This window comes from aff. Roholtiella sp. LEGE 12411, from assembly GCF_015206995.1.
Classification (GTDB): domain Bacteria; phylum Cyanobacteriota; class Cyanobacteriia; order Cyanobacteriales; family Nostocaceae; genus Komarekiella.
In genome coordinates, this window is sequence record NZ_JADEXR010000004.1 from 74,301 (window position 1) to 93,672 (window position 19,372).

The window sequence follows — 19,372 nt, forward strand, 5'->3', positions numbered from 1 at the left end:
GTCAGGAACAGATGAGGTGATTAACTTGCGATGAGGGTGACTCGTCCTTGGGAACCGTAGCCAACTTCGCTGATATAAAGATTAGGATCGTGAAGTTCAGCAATAATGTGTTGTGCTGATTGTTGAGCATCGATAGCTGGATTTAAATCGATGGCTCGCGTAAATACTTTTGGCCATTCCCATCTCAGACTTTTAGTTAATCCGAATAAACCAGCACCAATTGCGCCAAAGTTAACTTGATGTTCTAAGCCAAAGGCTCCATCTAGATGAGCAACTGTGCAAAAACAACTACGTCCGTACTGCGCTGCTTGATTGAGGGATGGTTTGAGATGTTTCGCCATTAAAAAGACATGTTTGACGATCGCCTTTTCCGCTTCTAAATAAGTCAGTATCCCGGTGGGATTTGCTGTAAATACTGGATGTAGATGGATAAACGCCCCAACCACTCCGCAGTGAGATGCGATCGCTTTTAATTGTTGTTGAAGATGTTCTTCACTCCAGTTCCCTAGGGTGACACGAGTTACACCAGCGGGTAAAGGTGATTGTTGGGGAATCAGCGATTGTGGAAAATTAACAACTACTACCTTCCAGCCTTGCTCAATTAGCGAGTTGGCTAATTTAGAAGTGGTGAGGGAACCATCATCGGTAATTAAACCGACGTGTCCCTCTGGTAAACTGAAATCCAAATAATCTGGGTGCGCTAAGAATTTGAGTTGGGCTGTGTGACGTGGGATTTGGTGAATTATTTGAGGTGGCTGCTGCTCAAACTCATACTCAGACTTTTTTTTTTCACCTCCAACCAACTGCTGGAGATAGTCAACTATTTGACCGATGGTGCGTAGTTCTCCCAAATCTTCCATGTCTGGTTTGGGTAGATTAGGGTACATTTCTTGCATCGCCCCTAAGATTTCCACACGTTTGATGGAGTCTATACCCAAGTCTGCTTCCATGTCCATTTCCAGTTCGAGCATTTCTACTGGGTAGCCAGTTTTATCGCTGGTGATCGCTAACAGGGTTTGACCTAAGTCGGCAAATTCATTACTAACTGTAGGTTCCGGTTTTATACTGAATGCGATAACCTCGCTGACTGGGGTTGAGCCATTGCTGAATTCTGGCTCGGAATTGATTAGAAATTGGGGAAGGTGGGGCCCCCTCTGGGGATAAGGGGTAATGGGGAAGGTGGGGCCCCCTCTGGGGATAAGGGGTAATGGGGATTGGGTAGATTCTTCACTCAGTTCTTTTGTTTCAGTCTCTAGTTCCTTGACAGTAGAAATTTTGATTTCTGGGGAGGGACTTTGCATCTGGGATTGCAGATACTCTACTACTTGGCCGATGGTGCGTAATTCTCCCAGTTCTTCCATATTCGGCTTAGGGAAATTGGGGTACAACTCTTGTAGTGCTCCCAAAATTTCCACACGTTTGATAGAGTCAATTCCCAAGTCTGCTTCCATATCCATATCCAGTTGCAGCATCTCTACTGGATAGCCTGTTTTATCACTAACAATGGTGAGCAGGGTTTGACTTAAGGTAGCTTCATCAAAGACAGCAACTGGAGAGGATGCAGAGGATGAGGGGGACAAGGGAGAAAATTCTACTTTGTCTTCCTTATCTTCCCCTGCTCTATTGATGGTTACAGCGTAATTTTCTGTTGGCGCAATCATATCTAGAAGTGGTTTTGCTTGATGATTTGCAGCATTACCATTAGTTAAAATCGGCTCAGAATTAGTTGTAAACTCGTTGCTAGTGACAGCAACTGATGTAGTTGTTACCATAACAGGGCGCTCCTCTTGGGGGAGTGGAGCCGCTGGATTAACTTGATAGTTATTCGCCGCTATCAAACTTGGTTGAGTTGTATTACCAGGGAGCAGCAGATTGTACTGTTGCTGGAGTACTTGGAAAAAGTTATGAGTATATTGCTGCTGATAGTTCAGATATTGGTTATGGATGCGGAGGGTTTCACCTTGATAATCGTGAAACCGCATGATGCTGCGCTCTGAACTAGAGAGTGCAATTTGTTGTGTTTGTGCTTGTTGTTCAGTTAATTTACCATTTCCCCACAGCGATTGCTGTTGCTGCATCAGTTGAAAAAAGGTTTTGGTATATTCCGTCTGATGCTTCAAAGATTGTTCATGAACTTGCAAGACGCTACGTTGATGACGGTTGAACTCTATCAGAGCATACTCTAAGCTGTCTATAGCTCTCTGGTAATTCAAAGGGGGTTCTGAACTTGGTCGCAAAGGATTGCTATCTAGTTCGTCTGATTGCTCGTTCTTAGGTGATTTCACTCCCCGGTTGACTGTTTTGCTCTCTATTGGTTCAGACGAATTGGTCAGCCAGCGCGTTGCAAAGCTAGTACCGTCCAGCGCTGCGGAAGGATTTCCTGAGCTAGAAGCATTTGGCGTAGTCAAGAGGTCTTTTATTACTAATCTATTTTCGGTCGATGCTGTTGGTTTCTTACCGTTGCTAATGGTTGATTTCATTTGATGCTCATTTTGCAGCGCTTTTTCAAAAGACTGCTTTGTTTTTTCTGAGATATAGTTAGTGCTAGCTAAACGGACATTTAATAGCTTATTTGGGGAAACTTCTGAGATTTGGCTCTTTTGTTGGTATGGGTCGAAGTTTGGCAAAGGTAAGCCAGCGACACGTAACTGTACAACAGCTTCTCGGAAAGTGCGATCGCTATCTTTAGAAGAACTAGCATTTAAAGCCACAGCTATGTGAGGGCGATCGCTAAGAATATCTTTTACCAAGCTGGTGAGAATACTTCGCGGCCCAAATTCAATAAAGCAAGAACCGCCTTCAGCATAAATATTTTCAATCTCCTGTTTAAATAGCACCTGATTTCTGAGGTGTTCTTTGAGGACTTTTTGAATGACTTGCGGCTCGCTTGGATAACGCTTTCCTGTAACATTGGTATAAACCGGGATTTGTGGCTCTTTGAAAGTTACTTTCTCAATTGCTTTGGCAAAGGGTTTCTGTGCATGAGCCACCAATGGTGTATGAAAAGCTGCTGAAACTCCCAGCAAGACGGTAGAGAAACCTTGAGTTTTCAAGATTTCTTGCACTTTGGCAATTTCAGCTTTTGTTCCTGCTAAAACCACTTGATGATGAGAGTTTAAGTTAGCAATAGTAACTTGAGGTAAATTCTTGATCAGTTCTGCAACCTGAACAACATTCCCTTTCACCGCCAGCATGGCTCCCGCGTCCAATTCCGGATCTTTTGGTGCAGCCATCGCTTGACCTCTAGCTTTGACCAGGAAAAAGTAATCTTCCTCACTCAAAACCCCCGCAGCCCATAAAGCTGTCAATTCTCCGAAGCTATGTCCAGCAACAAAATCTGGCTTAAACCCAGTTTGTTGAAGTATCTTGTACAGACCAACGCTAAAAGCTGCGATCGCCGGCTGTGCATAAGCTGTTAATTGTAATCTTTCTAACTGAGCAGCCTTTTGCTCTGAATCGAACACAGGAGCAGGGAAAACGACCTCAGAAAGGGGATATAAACCGTCTTGGCGCAATAAGCTGTCCATCTCAGCAAATGTCCGGCGCAAGTCAGGGAAGTTAATCAACAGTTCCCGCCCCATCTCCAAGTATTGGGAGCCTTGTCCAGAAAACAACGCTACCACCTTACCCTTTGTCACCATCCCAGTTTTGCGGTAGTAAATTCCTTGGGGATGCTCCCAGGATTCAGCTTGCGGTTTGTTTCTCAACCACTCAATACTTATTTGCAAAAAGTCGCAGGCTTGTGCTATTGAATCAGCAATAAACCCAACTCTGGCATGTGCAACAGGAATTTCTAAAGATTTACATGCCGAAATCAGTTCTGTATAATGCTGTTTTCCGGCATCGGATTGTAATTGAAGTCGGACTTCTTGACAGCGTGACAACAACTGCTCAGGTGTTGATGCAAATAAAAGCACCTGCTGGGAACTGTTGTGTAAACGATAAGGAAGATTGTGTTCGCTTTTGTATTCTTCTAAGACAACATGATAATTGGTTCCACCAAAACCAAAAGAACTTACCCCTGCACGTCTTGGGTGGTCATCGGCGTTAATCCAAGGTCTTGTTTCTGTATTTAAATAAAATGGAGAACTATCAATTTTCAGTTTCGGGTGCGGTTTGGTGATGTTAATCGTGGGCGGTAATACTTTATGGTGAAGAGCTAAAGCCGTTTTGATCAGACTTGCTGCACCCGCAGCCGCTTTCGTATGTCCAATCTGTGATTTGACAGTTCCGAGGGCAATATATTGTTTTCTAGGATTATTTTCGCCAAAAACTTCTTTTATTGATGCAAATTCGGTTGGATCTCCCACCATCGTCCCTGTACCGTGTGCTTCAATCAAACCGACACTCGCAGGTGAAAATCCTGCATCTTCATAAGCACGATGCAAGGCTTGGACTTGACCTTGTGGACTCGGTGCATAGATGCTTTTATACCGACCATCGCTGGAAGTGCCAATGCCTTTGATGACTGCATAGATTCGGTCATGATCTCGCTCGGCATCTTCAAGGCGCTTCAGCACTAACATTCCAACACCTTCACCCATCATCATCCCATCGGATTCTGCATCGAATGGTTTGACATTCTGGCTTGGGGAAACAGCAGGAGTTTTGCTAAAACACATATAAGCAAAAATCGAGTTGTCGGTGTCAACACCACCAGTCAGCATCATATCGGCTCGATGCTCAGTTAGTTCACTAATGGACATTTTGAGAGCACCTAATGAACTAGCACAAGCGGCATCTACTACACAATTAGTTCCTCCCAAATCCAGCCGATTGGCAATTCGTCCAGCAACTACGTTAGCGAGCATCCCAGGAAAGGCGTTTTCTTCCCATTGCACGTATGCGCTTTTGATTTTTTCGATTACTTTTTGCGTATCTTCATCAGATAAGCCGCTGCTTTTGAGGGCTTTTTCCCAAACCGGATATTGCAATCTCGCATTCAGTGGGGCCGCCAATTGCCTTGCTGTTGCTGCACCCAAAATTACGCCAGTGCGTTGACGATTAAACTGTCGAGATTCACCGTAACCCGCATCTTCAATTGCTGCTTTAGCAACAACCAGACTTAGTAATTGCGAAATATCTGTGACTTCTAGGATGTTGGGTGGAAGCCCAAATTCCAGCGGATTAAAGTCAATTTCTGGGATAAATCCGCCTCGTTTGCAGTAGGTTTTGTCAGGTGTTCTAGGGTTAGGATCGTAATAATCTTCTATATTCCAACGCGAAGGTGGGACATCTGTAATACAGTCAACTTTGTGAATAATTTTTTCCCAATATTCCTGTAAATTTTTGGATTGGGGGAATATCGAGGCCATTCCAACAATGGCAATATTACTTTGTTGCCTTCGTGTATTTACTTTGGTGGTTATGGGTGTCTTTTCAAGCATAACTTTTTTCACCTGGATGAGCTTGAGGAGGGATTTTTCACAGTTGCTCACTTCATCTTGCAACTGTGCCAAAACAGCTTCAACTCTAGAAGCAGCCATGACTTCATTTTCACTATTGTGCTAGTTAAATTGTCGATGTATTGAAAACTTTATTTTCTCATTACTTGAGGCAATCTGAAATTAAATTGAGGAGAAAATAATGCTGTTGACAAATAAGTTGTGGATGGGTTGAGCGGCTTCAGCTTGGATAGTTTCATACAGAAGACTTATCCTACTTCGGGTCATCCTATAAAATTGCCACTTGCGCTTATACTAGACTGGTTAGTTATAGATTGCAATTGATATGCAACTTCCACACAACTTGATCTATAGTGCTAGATAAAATGCTGGTTCATAATTTTATAGGTAGTTTCAAATTAACAGTGCTAAGTTTGAATTTGCTCATTTACCGATGGTGATTGGGTACATGAATCATCATCTAAATTGCAAGTTTCTATAGGATTAGGATCTTCATCTCTTTTCCTCATTATCGCCTGGCGCTGAGCAGCAGCTAATAGCTTTCGCTCAAGTTCACTAATACTAATTCCAAGCTCAGAAGCTGTTTTGGTTTTCCATTCTTCTAGCTCAAAATCATGATAATTGAGCCATTCATGCACCGCAAGGCGGGCCATCTCAGCTTTGCGAAGAGTCTGGCGAGCTGCATGAAAAATCAGCCGCTGGTTATCAAAGCTTGGCAATGAGAGCATGAATCGCTGTAGTTTCATTTTATCTTGGGTCTTTGGGGCGATCGCTGTCACTCACATAGCTATAAAACTCTTATTTATTAGTATCTCATACAGAAATAATTAATGATAAAAGTTGCATATAAATTGCATTTATCTTAGTTCATACAATTATTTTCAGCTACTGAAGCTGTTAATAGCATAATTCTTATAAAATTAATATTTTGCTGCACATCATTTATGTAAATAATTTGTGAGTTCTATAATTTATATGTATTAGCTACACAAGAGCAAAAATTATTACCAAAATATTTTACTAATCCATATATACATTTTCGAGGTTCATAAGCTGATTTTTATTTAACTTGGCAATTGGAAATATTTTATATAGAACCTCTATTTAACCTGTAACCCTATTGGCTACTAAAAGTATAATGTATAACAAGTGACATTAACTGCTGTAAGCAGCTTTCCTAGCATAATAGACAAGTCTTATCTGATGAATAACTGTGTATAAGAAAGTATCAAATAATAAAATGTCTTATATTTACATCTATCCAAAAGTTGATTTATTGTAAACTGATCTATATAGCAATCAATTAATTAATTTTTTTGGTAAAATTTTTATTTATAAAGAACAAGTTTTTGCAGCCATGTAAAGTTAGCCACTGGTAACTATATCTAAGGAATGAGAAATAATATGAGCAATCAAGTACATATTAAATATATTTTAAACCAAATCAATAGTTCCGAGACTATGTTGAAAAATGCGGACAAAATACGGTTAGTTATAAAAGTATAAAGCGACCAATCACAAACACTATTTTAAAGCTTTTGTATTGGTTGATAAACTAACTTTTTAGCATCAAGATTGTTGCATCTGGGTTGCAATTGAGTATCAAACAGTTTATCGTATATTATTAAATAAAGGAATTCCATACTGTTAGATTAGCAAAGTGGAGAGATGCAAAAGTTAGGAGAATATAAATATTAAATTCACCTGATTTACTAATCACTCTATATATTCTTAACCGCACAGTATGGCAATGCAACCTAATGCGATAAACCGTATTTGACAAAGCGTTCTGCATCATTTGACCTACATGAAACTATAAGGGCTTGCTGGCATGAGACTATCTGAGCTAGATCCACTCATACCGCTAACTGAATTAAGAGACGAACTTCTTAAGTTGCCAAAAGGTTACTCGTTTTACGAAGAAGAACTAGTGGATTTTTTATCCCGGCGAAGATGGCCTGAGAGCAATCGCCGCATTGACCGGACAACTTTCTGGCGGTGGAGAAATGACAATGGAATTGAGCATCAAAAAGTATTCAGCAGATTAGATATTTTGAAACTCTGCCAAATTTGCGATCACTATCGGATAGACGGAACTCGCAATGAATACTTAGCGATTATGAAAAAGAGCAAAGAGGCGGTATTAAACAAGTAAAGATACATCTGGTTGAATGTATAAAGTACCAAATAGCTCTACTAAAAGCTAATTTTACTAACGGGATGGATACTTTTTCGATAGTTCCATCCTCCGAGCTTTTTCTTTGCCAACAATTTAGACCCGACGTTATCAGGCAATGCTATCAAGTGTACTTTATCTTCTGTCTAGCTTGAAAGTCTACTTTCATTCTACGTTTTCATGACACATGGGCATATCTTGCATAGAGTGAGAAATCCGGGTGTTATGTGTGTTGTTCAAGTTGTTTTAAATCAGCAAAATAACGCAGTCAGTAATTCAAAACTTCAACTTCAAAATACAACAACCTAATGGCGAGCAGTATGGCTGCTTGCTACATGTAAATTACAGCATTTTTTGAGGGTGGAAATTACCCACCCCACAATTTATGGTCTATTGATTTGAAAAACACTGTAAATGCATGAGTAGCGTAGATGTAAACACAAGTCTAATCGCCGATTAGAACTTTAAAAACAGCTTGTCGTTAGACATCGCTAACTTAGAAAACATGATTATGGTACACAAACAAAAGCAATCGTTTACAAAACCTGTAGGTTGGCCGTCGATAATTATGGCAGCTGCGATCGCTGTAGCAACTGGTACAATTTTTATTTACAGCTTTTCACGAATTAAAACCTCTATCTCTATATTGAACCCTCCAGCACCTACCCCAAGCAGTTCTCCTACCATGACTGCTGTTGCTGCTTTAGGACGTTTAGAACCGCAAGGAGAGGTTATTCGTCTGTCTGCTCCCAATTCTCAAGCGGGTGTTCGAGTTGCAAAACTCTTGGTGAACAAAGGAGACAGAGTGCGTCGAGAGCAAATAGTTGCAATTCTTGACAGTTATGATACTCGTCTTGCAGCTTTAGAAAAAGCCCGAAAACAAGTTTTAGTTGCTCAAGCAAGTTTCAACCAAGTAAAAGCGGGAGCAAAAGCCGGAGATATCTCTGCACAAAGAGCAACCATCGCTCGCCTAGAAGCTGAGTTAAACGGTGAAACTTCTGCACAACAAGCAACTATCGCTCGCATAACAGCAGAATTGCGTAATGCTGAAAGCGAAAATCAGCGATATCAGCAATTATATAAAGAAGGTGCAATTTCATCTTCCGATTCAGACACTAGACGTTTACGAGTCGAGACTGTTCAACAGCAACTCAACGAAGCTAAAGCTTCACTTAACCGTACTGTCGAAACTATTCAAAAGCAGTTAAGCGAAGCCAAAGCCAGGCTCAAGAGTATTGCTGAAGTCCGTCCTACCGATATACAAGCAGCACAAGCTGATGTTGACAGTGCGATCGCCTCAGTGAAACAGGCTCAAGCAGACTGGGATTTAAGTGTTGTGCGATCGCCTTTAAGCGGACAAATCCTGAAAATTAATACTTGGCCCGGAGAAGTTATTGGTACTACGGGAATAGCTGATTTAGGTCGCACACAGCAGATGTATGCAGTAGCAGAAGTCTATGAAACTGATATCAAAAAAGTGCGTATAGGTCAGTCTGCTACTATTACTAGCGATGCTTTTTCAGGTAAATTGCGAGGAACAGTCACAGATATTGGTTTGCAAGTTGGTAAACAGAATATCTTCAGTAACAATCTACAATCAGAGACGGATAACAAAGTAGTTGATGTAAAAATTCGCATCACTAACTTAGCAGATAATCAACAAGTTGCTGCATTAACTGAATTACAGGTACAGGTAATTATTGATACGGTAGGGAATGGGGGATGGGGAATAGGGGATAGGGAATAATGACATTGCACTTTCAGTATTTTTAGCAATAATCTAATTTGCATCACTTGGGGTTTAGAAGATGATTCTCAATATACCTCTGGCTTGGCTACAGCTATCAAGACAAAAAGTTCGCTTTCTTGTAGCTTTAGCTGGTATTGCTTTTGTCGCAGTTTTGATGTTTATGCAAATTGGTTTCCAAGATGCCCTCTATGCCAGTGCTACCCAGCTACATAAGAATCTCCAAGGAGATTTATTTATCATCAGTGCCCAATATAAATCTTTGACGTCCAATCAAAGCTTTCCACGCTGGCGTTTATATCAGGCATTAAGTGTTGATGGTGTGGAATCAATTAGCCCCTTATACATGCAATTTGCCAAGTTAAAAAATCCCATTAATGGTCTAAAGTTTCCACTATATGTGATTGGTTTTGATCCGGTCAAATCGATTTTTAAATCTCCAGAAATTCAGCAAAATTTTCAGCTATTACAAAATCCTAGGATAGTCTTATTTGACCGCGCTGCTAGACCGGAATTTGGAGCGATCGCTAAAGATTTTGAGCAAGGGAAAAATGTGAATGTTGAAATATTCAGCTACACCGCATTAATTGGTTATAGAGTTAAAGTTGGCGGCTTATTTAGCTTAGGGCCTTCCTTTGGAGTTGATGGCAATTTAATCGTTAGTTCCTCAACTTTCCTCCGCATATTCCAAGACCGCTCGGTACAAAATATAGATATTGGATTAATTACACTCAAATCCGATGCCGATCCACAAAAAGTTGTAGCAACTTTATCAGCCAACTTACCTGAAGATGTTGTAGTTGTTAGCCGCGAGGATTTTATTACATTGGAAAAAAACTATTGGACTCTGAGAACACCGATTGGATTTGTGTTTAATCTGATGGTAATAATGGGGTTTGTTGTTGGTGTAATAGTTGTTTATCAAATTCTTTATAGTAATATTTCCACTCATTTAGCTGAATATGCAACCTTAAAAGCAATGGGCTTTAAAAACAAATATCTGCTAAGTGTAGTTTTTCAACAAGCTTTAATTTTAGCATCTCTAGGTTATATTCCAGGTTTTGTTATATCTGTAGCTCTATATGATGTGGCAAAAAATGCTACTAAATTACCAGTTACTATGAGCTTAGATAAGGCAGCTATAGTGCTGATTTCTGCAATTTTAATGTGCTTAACTTCGGGATTCTTCTCTACTAATAAACTGCGAAAAGTAGATCCAGCTGATATCTTTTAAATTGATGTGTGTCTTTCTAAAAAAAAATGAAATTAAAATCTATTATTGACATCAAAAACCTCAATCAATATTTTGGTAAAAAAACATTGCGAACTCAGATTTTATTTGATATTAATCTGACGATTAAATATGGTGAAATTGTAATTATGACTGGCCCATCCGGCTCAGGAAAAACAACTTTACTGACTTTGATTGGTGGGTTACGTTCTGTCCAAGAGGGAAGCCTTGAATTTCTGGGTAGGGAACTTCATGGAGCCAGTAATGAGCAGTTAGTCAAAGTACGTCGCCACATTGGCTATATTTTCCAAGCTCACAACTTGCTGGATTTCTTAACAGCCCGACAGAATGTCCAAATGTCTCTTGAATTACACAAAAATATTTCCGAATCAGAAGCTTGCAGTAAGTCAGAAGCTATGCTAGAGGCGGTTAAACTAGGGAATAGAGCTAATTACTATCCGCATGATCTCTCAGGAGGGCAAAAACAACGCGTAGCTATTGCTCGTGCTTTAGTAAGTCATCCTAAATTAGTATTAGCTGATGAACCCACTGCTGCTTTAGATAGCAAGTCAGGTCGAGATATTGTTAACCTGATGCAGCAATTAGCTAAAGAACAGAATTGCGCCATTTTAATGGTTACTCACGACAACCGAATTTTAGATGTTGCTGATCGGATAATTCACATGGAAGATGGTCAGCTGGCTCCTCATAACTAAACAGGACTTACGCAAGTGTCATATTTTTAACGCCAGAGGTTGTCCAGAGTCAAAGGTCAAAAGTCCAAAAAACCTTGATTCTTGACCCTTGACCCTTGACCCTTGACCCTTGACCCTTGACTCTTATACCAGAAGCCTTGGTGCCAGTTGCGTAAGTCCTACTAAATTTGTTCTTATTCAGTAAAAATATTCCTGAAGTCTGGGGTAAAACATGTCTAAAGGATGAGGCTATATCTTCACAGAATAAGATATTTTTGATATTGTATATACAATTTTAATACTGTTATCAAAATCATGATGTTTCCAAGCTTAAATAATTCGTAATTATGATCTTATGGGAGAAAATTAATTTTAAAGATTATCATCTAGTCAAACCAAGCGATCGCTTACATTAGTTAAGTCCATCTAGTAAGTAATTCCCAATTGGAAATTCTTCCATAACATGGTAAAAGATTTTGTTTTCTGCCTCCAAGAAGCAGCTTTATACCTGATATTTAAAAAGTCTTGGACACCTAAACAACCTTCAGAATGTTACGTGAATCCTCCTTGTGGATGTACCAATCCAGGCAAAAACCTCAAGTGTGAAGATTGTCCCTATCTTGAGGCTTGCTTATCTAGTTGCAGGCTTGAACAAGCTTATAGGAATGGCAATAAAAAAAGCGGAAACGCTCACGATTCCAGCCATTTGCAATTGCTTGCTCCATTAAAGTCTAGGTTGCTGGATTAAAGAGTAGGATTTGAGGCGGCGTTTACAGACTCTGGCTTCATTTGTTCCAAAGCGCTCTGTTAGCGCAGCGATAGCGGGGAACGAGCGTCACTTTTCAAGTTATCTCTCTTCAAGTCGGTAAACCAGCCCATAGTGCTTTCTCCCCAACGCACTGGCTCCTTATCAGCTACTAACGTTAGCGTCTCGTAGAGAAAGGAATCTCTGTTTACACCACTTACTCTTTAGGGTTTCTCTTCAGCAAAACTGCCTTCTTACTCTCCCTTATGACTTCTTTTACCTTTTAAAGCTTGCTACTCACATACTAAATTTTCAAAAAAAAATTGTGATTAAGGACACGTATATCTTGTGTTTATGATCACATTTTGTAAAATTGTATAGACTATATCATCATTCCAATCACCCATACAGCAATGATAAATGTCATAACTTGATTTGAATGAGTTGCTCAGACATTTTTTGGTGATAACTTGGCGGCTCACATTAGTTTACGTAATTCCTGCGATGAAGGTTCTGTCAAAAATTTCATGGGTATAGTTTCAACAATAAATAAGCTGACATCAAATCAAGTCCCTATACTTAATGATTGCAGTTCCCAAAAGCTGCTTAAGTACTTTGAAAATTCCTGGGAACTTGAAGAAAGACTCATGAAAACTTTGATCAGGGAAGACATCTTCTATCTCAACCCTGATCCTTTAAGAAATCGTCTAATTTTTTATCTTGGTCACTCAGCTGTTTTTTACATCAACAAGTTAATTGGCGTTGGTTTAATAGAAAATCGGATTAATTCACAATACGAAAATATATTTGAAATTGGAGTTGATCCAGAGACACCAGGAGAACTTGATGCAGCTATAAGAGAGTTTAGCTGGCCTGATGTAGAAAAAGTTTGGCAATATAGAGATAAGGTACAGGAGGCAATTACAGAAGTTATTCAAAATACTTCCTTGCACTTGCCCATTCATCAAGAGCATCCTTTTTGGGCTTTGCTGATGGGAATAGAGCATAGTCGCATTCACTTTGAAACCTCTTCTGTGTTGCTACGTCAGTTACCTGTTGAGTGCCTAGAACGTCCCCAAGAGTGGAATTACGCACCTAGTAATGATGAAATTCCTAACAATGAAATGCGTTCAATTCCAGGTGGTGTAGTGAAACTGGGAAAATCCAAAGGTGATTTGACCTACGGTTGGGATAGTGAGTATGGCGATCGCACTGTTGAGGTGAAACCGTTTTTGGCGAGTAAGTATCTAATCACCAACGGAGAATTTCTCAATTTTGTTCAAGCTGGTGGCTACAAAAATTCAGACTACTGGAATGCTGAATCTTGGAATTGGAAGCAACTTTATAATGTACAACATCCCAAATTCTGGATTCCCTTTAAGGATGGCTACCGCTATCGAGCCACATTTGACGAAATAGACTTACCCCTAGATTGGCCTGTAGAAGTCAACTACTACGAAGCGATCGCATTTTGTCGCTCTCAAGGCTCACAAATCCGCTTAATGACCGAAGCCGAATGGAATCAAGCCTTACTAACCTCTGTTGATAACCATTCATCAACTAACTATAATCTCAATTTACAATTCATTTCCCCCAGTCCAGTGGGGATGTTCAAACCAGCCAATAGTACTTGTGGTCTTTATGATCTCAGAGGAAATGTCTGGGAATGGCTGGGAGATACCTTCAATTCCCTACCAGGATTTCAACCTCATCCACTTTACGAAGACCAAGCAGCACCTTTTTTTGATGGCAAACATCAGATGATGCTAGGCGGCTCTTGGGCGACTAATGGTTCAATGGCATTGCCAACCTATCGCAACTGGTTCCGCCCCTACTTTTATCAACACGCTGGTTTTAGAATTGCTCAAGATTTGCAAGCTGTGTAATCAAACTTAGACACATTTTTCTTTTTTTGAAGTATTATTTAATTCAGTGACGCCAAAATTTTCTCCATCTAGAGCATAACAAAGAATCAACTAGAAAATGTCCATACGGACTTTAACAACTCTTGATAATTCTTGTCAAGAATCATTGGACACACTTTCCTTTTCTTGAAGTATTATTTAATTCAGTGACGCCAAAATTTTCTCCATCCAGAGCATAACAAAGAATCAACTAGAAAATGTCCATACAAACTTTAACAATTCTTGATAATCATTATCAAGAATCAAATGATGATGTCATTCAAGGACTAACACAAACCCCAAAAAGTCTACCACCCAAATATTTTTACGACGATCGTGGTTCTCAACTTTTTGAAGAAATTTGTGATTTACCAGAATACTATCCAACACGAACAGAAGCGTGGATTTTGAGCCAATACGCCGATGAAATTGCTCAAATCACAGGTAGTTGTGAATTAGTAGAATTAGGTAGCGGTAGTTCCACTAAGACTCGTATTTTGTTGGATGCTTATCAAAAAATGGCAGATGACTGTAGATATCTACCTATCGATATCAGTGGGGGAATTCTCAAAACCAGTGTTGTAGAGTTACAACAAAAATACCCTGATTTTTCTATTCAGGGATTACTAGGAACTTACGAACAAGCCTTAACCCATCTAAAATCAAGCTCTTCGCAGTCGCGGATGATTTTCTTTCTGGGAAGTTCTATGGGTAACTTTACCCGACAAGAATCCGACCGTTTTTTGAGCCAAGTTGCTCACGCTTCTAAACCAGGAGATTACTTTCTTCTTGGCATTGATTTACAAAAACCGCAAGAAATTTTAGAAGCAGCCTATAACGATAGTCAAGGAATAACAGCTGCTTTTAATTTGAATATGCTATCCCATTTGAATTGGCGTTTCCAAGGTAATTTTAATCTCGATTTCTTCACTCATCAAGCAATTTATGATCAAGTTGATCATCAGATTGAAATGTATCTCCATTGCCAAGAAAATCATTCTGTATCTCTAGATATTCTCAATTTAAAAACCTCGTTTCAAGCTGGGGAAAGTATTCTCACTGAAATTTCTCGCAAGTTCGATTTAGCAATCATCCAAAAACAACTTGAAGTACAAAAACTTCAAACCTTGAAAATTTGGACAGATCCTCAAAACTGGTTTGGATTAATTCTTTGCCAAGCTCAATAACTTTTCTCATAACTTCAAAAGGCTCTACCAGTTTTCAAGGTAACTATGGAATCAATTTGGAACACGCTGAAAAATCTCAATTACTCTGGTATCCCCATCGCTAAAATAGCGGTTGTGATCATCGTACTGACTCTAACACAGGTTTTAAGGCGGCTTTTTGTTGCAGTCATTATTAAAAGCATAGAGCGTCTAACTAGCAAAACTAAAAGCAAACTTGATGATGAGCTAATTACAGTTATCAAGCCTTCTTTAGGCTGGCTGATTTTCATTGGTGGACTATGGTTTTCAAAAGTCATTTTGGCAGATGAATTAGGGCCTCAATTGAGCGAAACAATTGGTAGAACGCTCAATCTTTTGGTAATTTTCATAATTGCATACATTGTTTACCGAGGCTCTTCCATTTTAGGACAGATAATTGCTAACGTGGTATTGCACACGGAAACTGAGTTAGATGAATTACTCAGACCCTTGATGCCAAAGATTTTTCAAGCAGTAGCAATTATCGTACTGACCATCAAAATCAGTGAGATATTTTTAGGACAATCAGCAGCCGCACTTGTTGGTCTATTGGGAGGAGCAGGAATTACTTTAGGCTTGCTCTTCAAAGACATTGTTTATGATTGGTTTTGTACACTTATTATCTACTCCGATCATCTATATCGAGAAGGGGACTGGGTGGGAGTATCAGGAGTAGATGGTTTTGTGCAGATCCTAAACATTGGATTTAGAACCACAACGTTGCATATAGTTAAGTGGGGTTCTATCATGAAAATGCCCAATTCTAAGATGATTTCTGGAATCGTTGACAATTGGTCACAAAATTCTGGGAAAGAATTAAAGTGGGGAATTAATTTAGTTCTCAAAATAGACGGGATTTCGGCACGAAAAACAGCCAAAATTTGTGATGCTATTCAAGAAATTCCCAAGTCTATACCTGGGTTTTCTCCATCATGTACAGTTCGTTTCACCAAAATTGAACAAAATTCCCGCATCATTGAAGTTATGGCATTTGTTAATGATGACAATCTCTATTTTTCCGCCGAAAAGCAATTAAATTTATGCATTTTGGAACTATTAGAGCAAGAGGGAATTGATTTCCTACATGTGCAATTAGAAACAACCCCAGAAGATTATAGACAAACTACGACAGCAAGTAATAATTGAAGATCAATCTTAATGTCATCTGTCATTTGTAAATACTTTTGACTAATGACAAATGACGCATGACATCCCTCATGAATGATTGTGCAATTTAAATGTGTTCTAGCTGATCATTGCAAAGATAATCAGACTCGTAATCAAACCATCGAACAAAGAGTGAAAATTATGGCAGAAGATACAATTTTGCGAAAGTCTATCTCTTTAGAAGATTTGACTCCACTTCTGACTCAGGCGCAAGATATTAATTACTGGCGTAGTCTTAACCCAAATTTAACTATTTCTGATAATCCCTTTGCCGATTTTCAAGATTCTAGCGATATTAGCAAGAAGAGGCTAAATGACTACACTTTACAACTGCGAGAAGAAGGGTATTTTCAAACCAATCAATTAATTCCTTCTGCCACTATTCAGGAAATGAATGAGTGTATTAATCAGGTAAGAAAGGCTGGTTTTCCACCAATTTTTGCTCTTGTATATGATGTTTTCTATCAAGTATTTGACTACTTTAACCCCATCTTGGAAGGAGTTCTTGGCTCAGGCTATAAGCTAATTCCCAATTTCTGGGTTTACTACATAGATACTGTTGATACTGGCAAGGGATTTGAACCTCATCGTGACGCAGAGTATACAAATACCATCGACGCTAATGGTATGCCTACAGTACTGACTATTTGGATTACCATTACTGATGCTAATCCTTTGAATTCATGCATGTATATATTACCTTTGAATCGCGATCCTCAATATGCTGAAGCTATTACAGACTTAAGTACACCAGCTAATCAATTTGCTTTAGAGGATGTTAGAGCATTACCTACAAAAGCTGGAGTTCTTTCATGCTGGAATCAGTATGTTTTTCACTGGGGTAGTCGCAGTAGTAAACGTGCTGAGGAACCAAGAATTAGCTATGCTGCTTATTGCCAAAAAGGAGAAAGCTTACCTATCGATGATGTGATGATTAATATTCCATCATCAATTGATTTTAAAACTAGATTGGGCTTGATTGCTAGAGGACTATATCGCTATTCTTATGCGAGTTTTGAAGAATCAAAAGAAGCCGAGCCAGTTTTACATTTTCTCAAACAACAGATGGCAAACCTGGAGAAAGGCGTAGCCATAGGGATAAAACAATAGTTATAGGACTTACGCAACTGGCACACAAGGCTTCTGGTATAAGAGTAAAGGGTCAAGGGTCTTTGACTGTGGACAACCTCAACGAAAAAAATATGACACTTGCGTAAGTCCTGAGTTATTCTGAGTATTTTAAGGCAGTAGGCTGGCAGAATTTACATCCAAAAATAACGTTGCTTGGGGTTGTTGACGCAAAATCGAAGCTGGATAGTCTGTACTTATAGACCCCTGCAATATCTCCTTCACCACATCTGCTTTGCGTTTTTCTGGCGCTAAGCAGAGAATTTTTTTGGCTGAACAAATCATCGGGATTGTTAGAGTAAAAGCGTATTGCGGCACAGTTTCCAGATTCGGGAAATGACCTGTACGTACCTGTTGCTGACGATTCACGGTATCTAGTTTAACTAGTTTTACACTGTAAGGATCTTGAAAATCTGCTACAGACGGATCATTAAAAGCCAAATGTCCATTTTCGCCAATACCGAGACAGCATAAGTCAATTGGTTGTGCTTGCAGTAGTTTAGTGTAGCGATCGCATTCTGTCACAGGTTGCAATGTATCACCTTCTATATAGTGAAATTTTTTTGGAGCAACCCGCTTTTCTACACGTTCTCGCATATATCGCCGGAAACTTGCAGCATGATCAGCAGCAATTCCTAAATATTCATCTAAATGAAACAAAGTAATCCGTGACCAATCTAAACCACCCAATGCGACTAAAACATCAAGAAATTGGATTTGGGAGTTACCTGTTGCTAACAAGACAGCGGCTGTATCCTGTTGTGTGAGAACGTTCTGTAAATAATTTTGTGCAATTTCGGCAACCTTCTGTGCCATTTCGACTTCAGAGTTGTAAATATGCACTAGTAGTTCATCAACGCGAAAAAAGTTTGTAGCAGCTGGCATGTGCTTACACATTCGGGGAGTATTGCAGAATGGAGGTTAGCGGACTCGAACCGCTGACATCCTGCTTGCAAAGCAGGCGCTCTACCAACTGAGCTAAACCCCCATAAAATTAAAAAAGCAGATAATCTTATTTGCCTTCGCTATTCTAACTTATATTGTTCCGTTGTCAAACAGATGAACTCAGAAAACATCCAAGTTGTTGCAGCACTGTATAAATTTGTCAAATTGCCAGATTTTGCCCAAAAACGAGATTCCTTGTTGTCTTACTGTCAAGCGCAAGGTGTCAAGGGGACAATTTTACTAGCAGAAGAAGGCATTAACGGAACGATCGCAGGTTCGCGTCAGGCGGTTGACTCTGTTCTCTGTTTTCTGCGTTCTGACCTGCGTTTTGTAGACCTAGAACATAAAGAATCTTATACTGATACCCCGCCATTTGAGCGGATGAAGGTGCGGTTAAAGCCAGAAATCGTTACTCTGGGTTTGCCTGAAGTTGACCCCAATGAGCAAGTTGGTACCTATGTCAATCCCCAAGAATGGAATGATTTAATTTCTGATCCAGAAGTAACTGTGATTGACACCCGCAACGATTATGAAGTGCATATCGGCACATTCCAAAGAGCGCAAAATCCCAAAACTGACTCATTTCGAGAATTCCCGGAATATGTTCGCCACCACCTCGATCCAACTAAACACAAAAAGGTTGCGTTGTTTTGTACTGGCGGTATTCGCTGCGAAAAAGCTTCATCCTTTATGCTTGCCCAAGGATTCACCAAAGTCTATCATCTCAAAGGCGGTATTCTCAAGTATTTGGAGCAAGTCCCAGCAGCAGAAAGTTTATGGGAAGGAGAATGTTTTGTCTTTGATAATCGGGTAGCTGTTAGTCATGGTTTGGAAGAAGGAAGTTATGAGTTATGTCTCAATTGTGGGCATCTAATTTCTGAACAAGATAAAATGTCTTCCAAGTATGAAGAAGGCATTTGCTGTGCATATTGTTTTGATAGCTTAACTGAGGAAAAAAGAGCGCGTCAGCAACAAAAATGGCGACAGATTCAGTTGAAGGGGAATGGGGGATAGGGCATGGGGG

12 protein-coding genes and 1 tRNA gene are annotated in these 19,372 nt (G+C 39.7%); 9 read left to right on the plus strand and 4 right to left on the minus strand.

What is annotated here, in order from left to right; genetic code table 11:
* Positions 1-20: 20 nt before the first annotated feature.
* Entirely contained in the window at positions 21-5,486 is a 5,466-nt protein-coding gene (locus tag IQ246_RS02115; RefSeq protein ID WP_193999668.1) for a type I polyketide synthase, read from the minus strand.
* A gap of 326 nt (positions 5,487-5,812) precedes the next feature.
* Positions 5,813-6,133 carry a hypothetical protein gene (locus IQ246_RS30105; protein WP_244141906.1) on the minus strand — a complete coding sequence of 107 codons (321 nt, stop codon included), beginning with the start codon at positions 6,131-6,133 and terminating at the stop codon, positions 5,813-5,815.
* Positions 6,134-7,236: 1,103 nt separating this feature from the next.
* Here IQ246_RS30105 and IQ246_RS02125 point away from each other — a divergent pair.
* The 8 genes from IQ246_RS02125 to IQ246_RS02160 all read left to right on the plus strand — a co-directional run bounded on the left by IQ246_RS02125 (position 7,237) and on the right by IQ246_RS02160 (position 17,385).
* Entirely contained in the window at positions 7,237-7,560 is a 324-nt protein-coding gene (locus IQ246_RS02125; RefSeq protein WP_193999670.1) for a hypothetical protein, read from the plus strand.
* A gap of 532 nt (positions 7,561-8,092) precedes the next feature.
* A complete protein-coding gene (locus tag IQ246_RS02130) occupies positions 8,093-9,328 on the plus strand; it encodes an ABC exporter membrane fusion protein (protein ID WP_193999672.1) in 1,236 nt (411 codons plus the stop codon).
* 61 nt (positions 9,329-9,389) lie between these two features.
* Positions 9,390-10,562, plus strand: a complete 1,173-nt coding sequence (devC, locus tag IQ246_RS02135) for an ABC transporter permease DevC (RefSeq protein WP_193999674.1) — start codon at positions 9,390-9,392, stop codon at positions 10,560-10,562.
* Positions 10,563-10,588: 26 nt separating this feature from the next.
* Positions 10,589-11,275, plus strand: a complete 687-nt coding sequence (locus tag IQ246_RS02140; RefSeq protein WP_193999676.1) for a DevA family ABC transporter ATP-binding protein — start codon at positions 10,589-10,591, stop codon at positions 11,273-11,275.
* 1,251 nt (positions 11,276-12,526) lie between these two features.
* The gene (gene ovoA / locus IQ246_RS02145) at positions 12,527-13,885 is read left to right on the plus strand and encodes a 5-histidylcysteine sulfoxide synthase (protein WP_193999692.1); all 1,359 of its coding nucleotides are present in this window, start codon (positions 12,527-12,529) and stop codon (positions 13,883-13,885) included.
* 236 nt (positions 13,886-14,121) lie between these two features.
* Entirely contained in the window at positions 14,122-15,090 is a 969-nt protein-coding gene (gene egtD, locus IQ246_RS02150; protein ID WP_193999678.1) for an L-histidine N(alpha)-methyltransferase, read from the plus strand.
* Positions 15,091-15,135: 45 nt separating this feature from the next.
* Positions 15,136-16,254: a mechanosensitive ion channel family protein gene (locus tag IQ246_RS02155; RefSeq protein ID WP_193999680.1), complete on the plus strand. Its 1,119-nt coding sequence runs from the start codon at positions 15,136-15,138 to the stop codon at positions 16,252-16,254.
* Between the two features lie 162 nt (positions 16,255-16,416).
* Complete coding sequence (locus tag IQ246_RS02160; protein ID WP_193999682.1) at positions 16,417-17,385, plus strand: phytanoyl-CoA dioxygenase family protein; 969 nt, start codon at positions 16,417-16,419, stop codon at positions 17,383-17,385.
* A gap of 129 nt (positions 17,386-17,514) precedes the next feature.
* Here the strand turns inward: IQ246_RS02160 and IQ246_RS02165 are convergent, their stop codons facing one another.
* Both IQ246_RS02165 and IQ246_RS02170 read right to left on the minus strand, forming a co-directional pair.
* The gene (locus IQ246_RS02165; protein WP_193999684.1) at positions 17,515-18,288 is read right to left on the minus strand and encodes a glucosamine-6-phosphate deaminase; all 774 of its coding nucleotides are present in this window, start codon (positions 18,286-18,288) and stop codon (positions 17,515-17,517) included.
* 30 nt (positions 18,289-18,318) lie between these two features.
* Positions 18,319-18,391, minus strand: a tRNA-Ala gene (locus tag IQ246_RS02170).
* 71 nt (positions 18,392-18,462) lie between these two features.
* On the opposite strand from IQ246_RS02170, the gene IQ246_RS02175 reads away from it, so the two are divergent.
* Complete coding sequence (locus IQ246_RS02175) at positions 18,463-19,362, plus strand: rhodanese-related sulfurtransferase (protein ID WP_193999686.1); 900 nt, start codon at positions 18,463-18,465, stop codon at positions 19,360-19,362.
* Positions 19,363-19,372 lie beyond the last annotated feature (10 nt).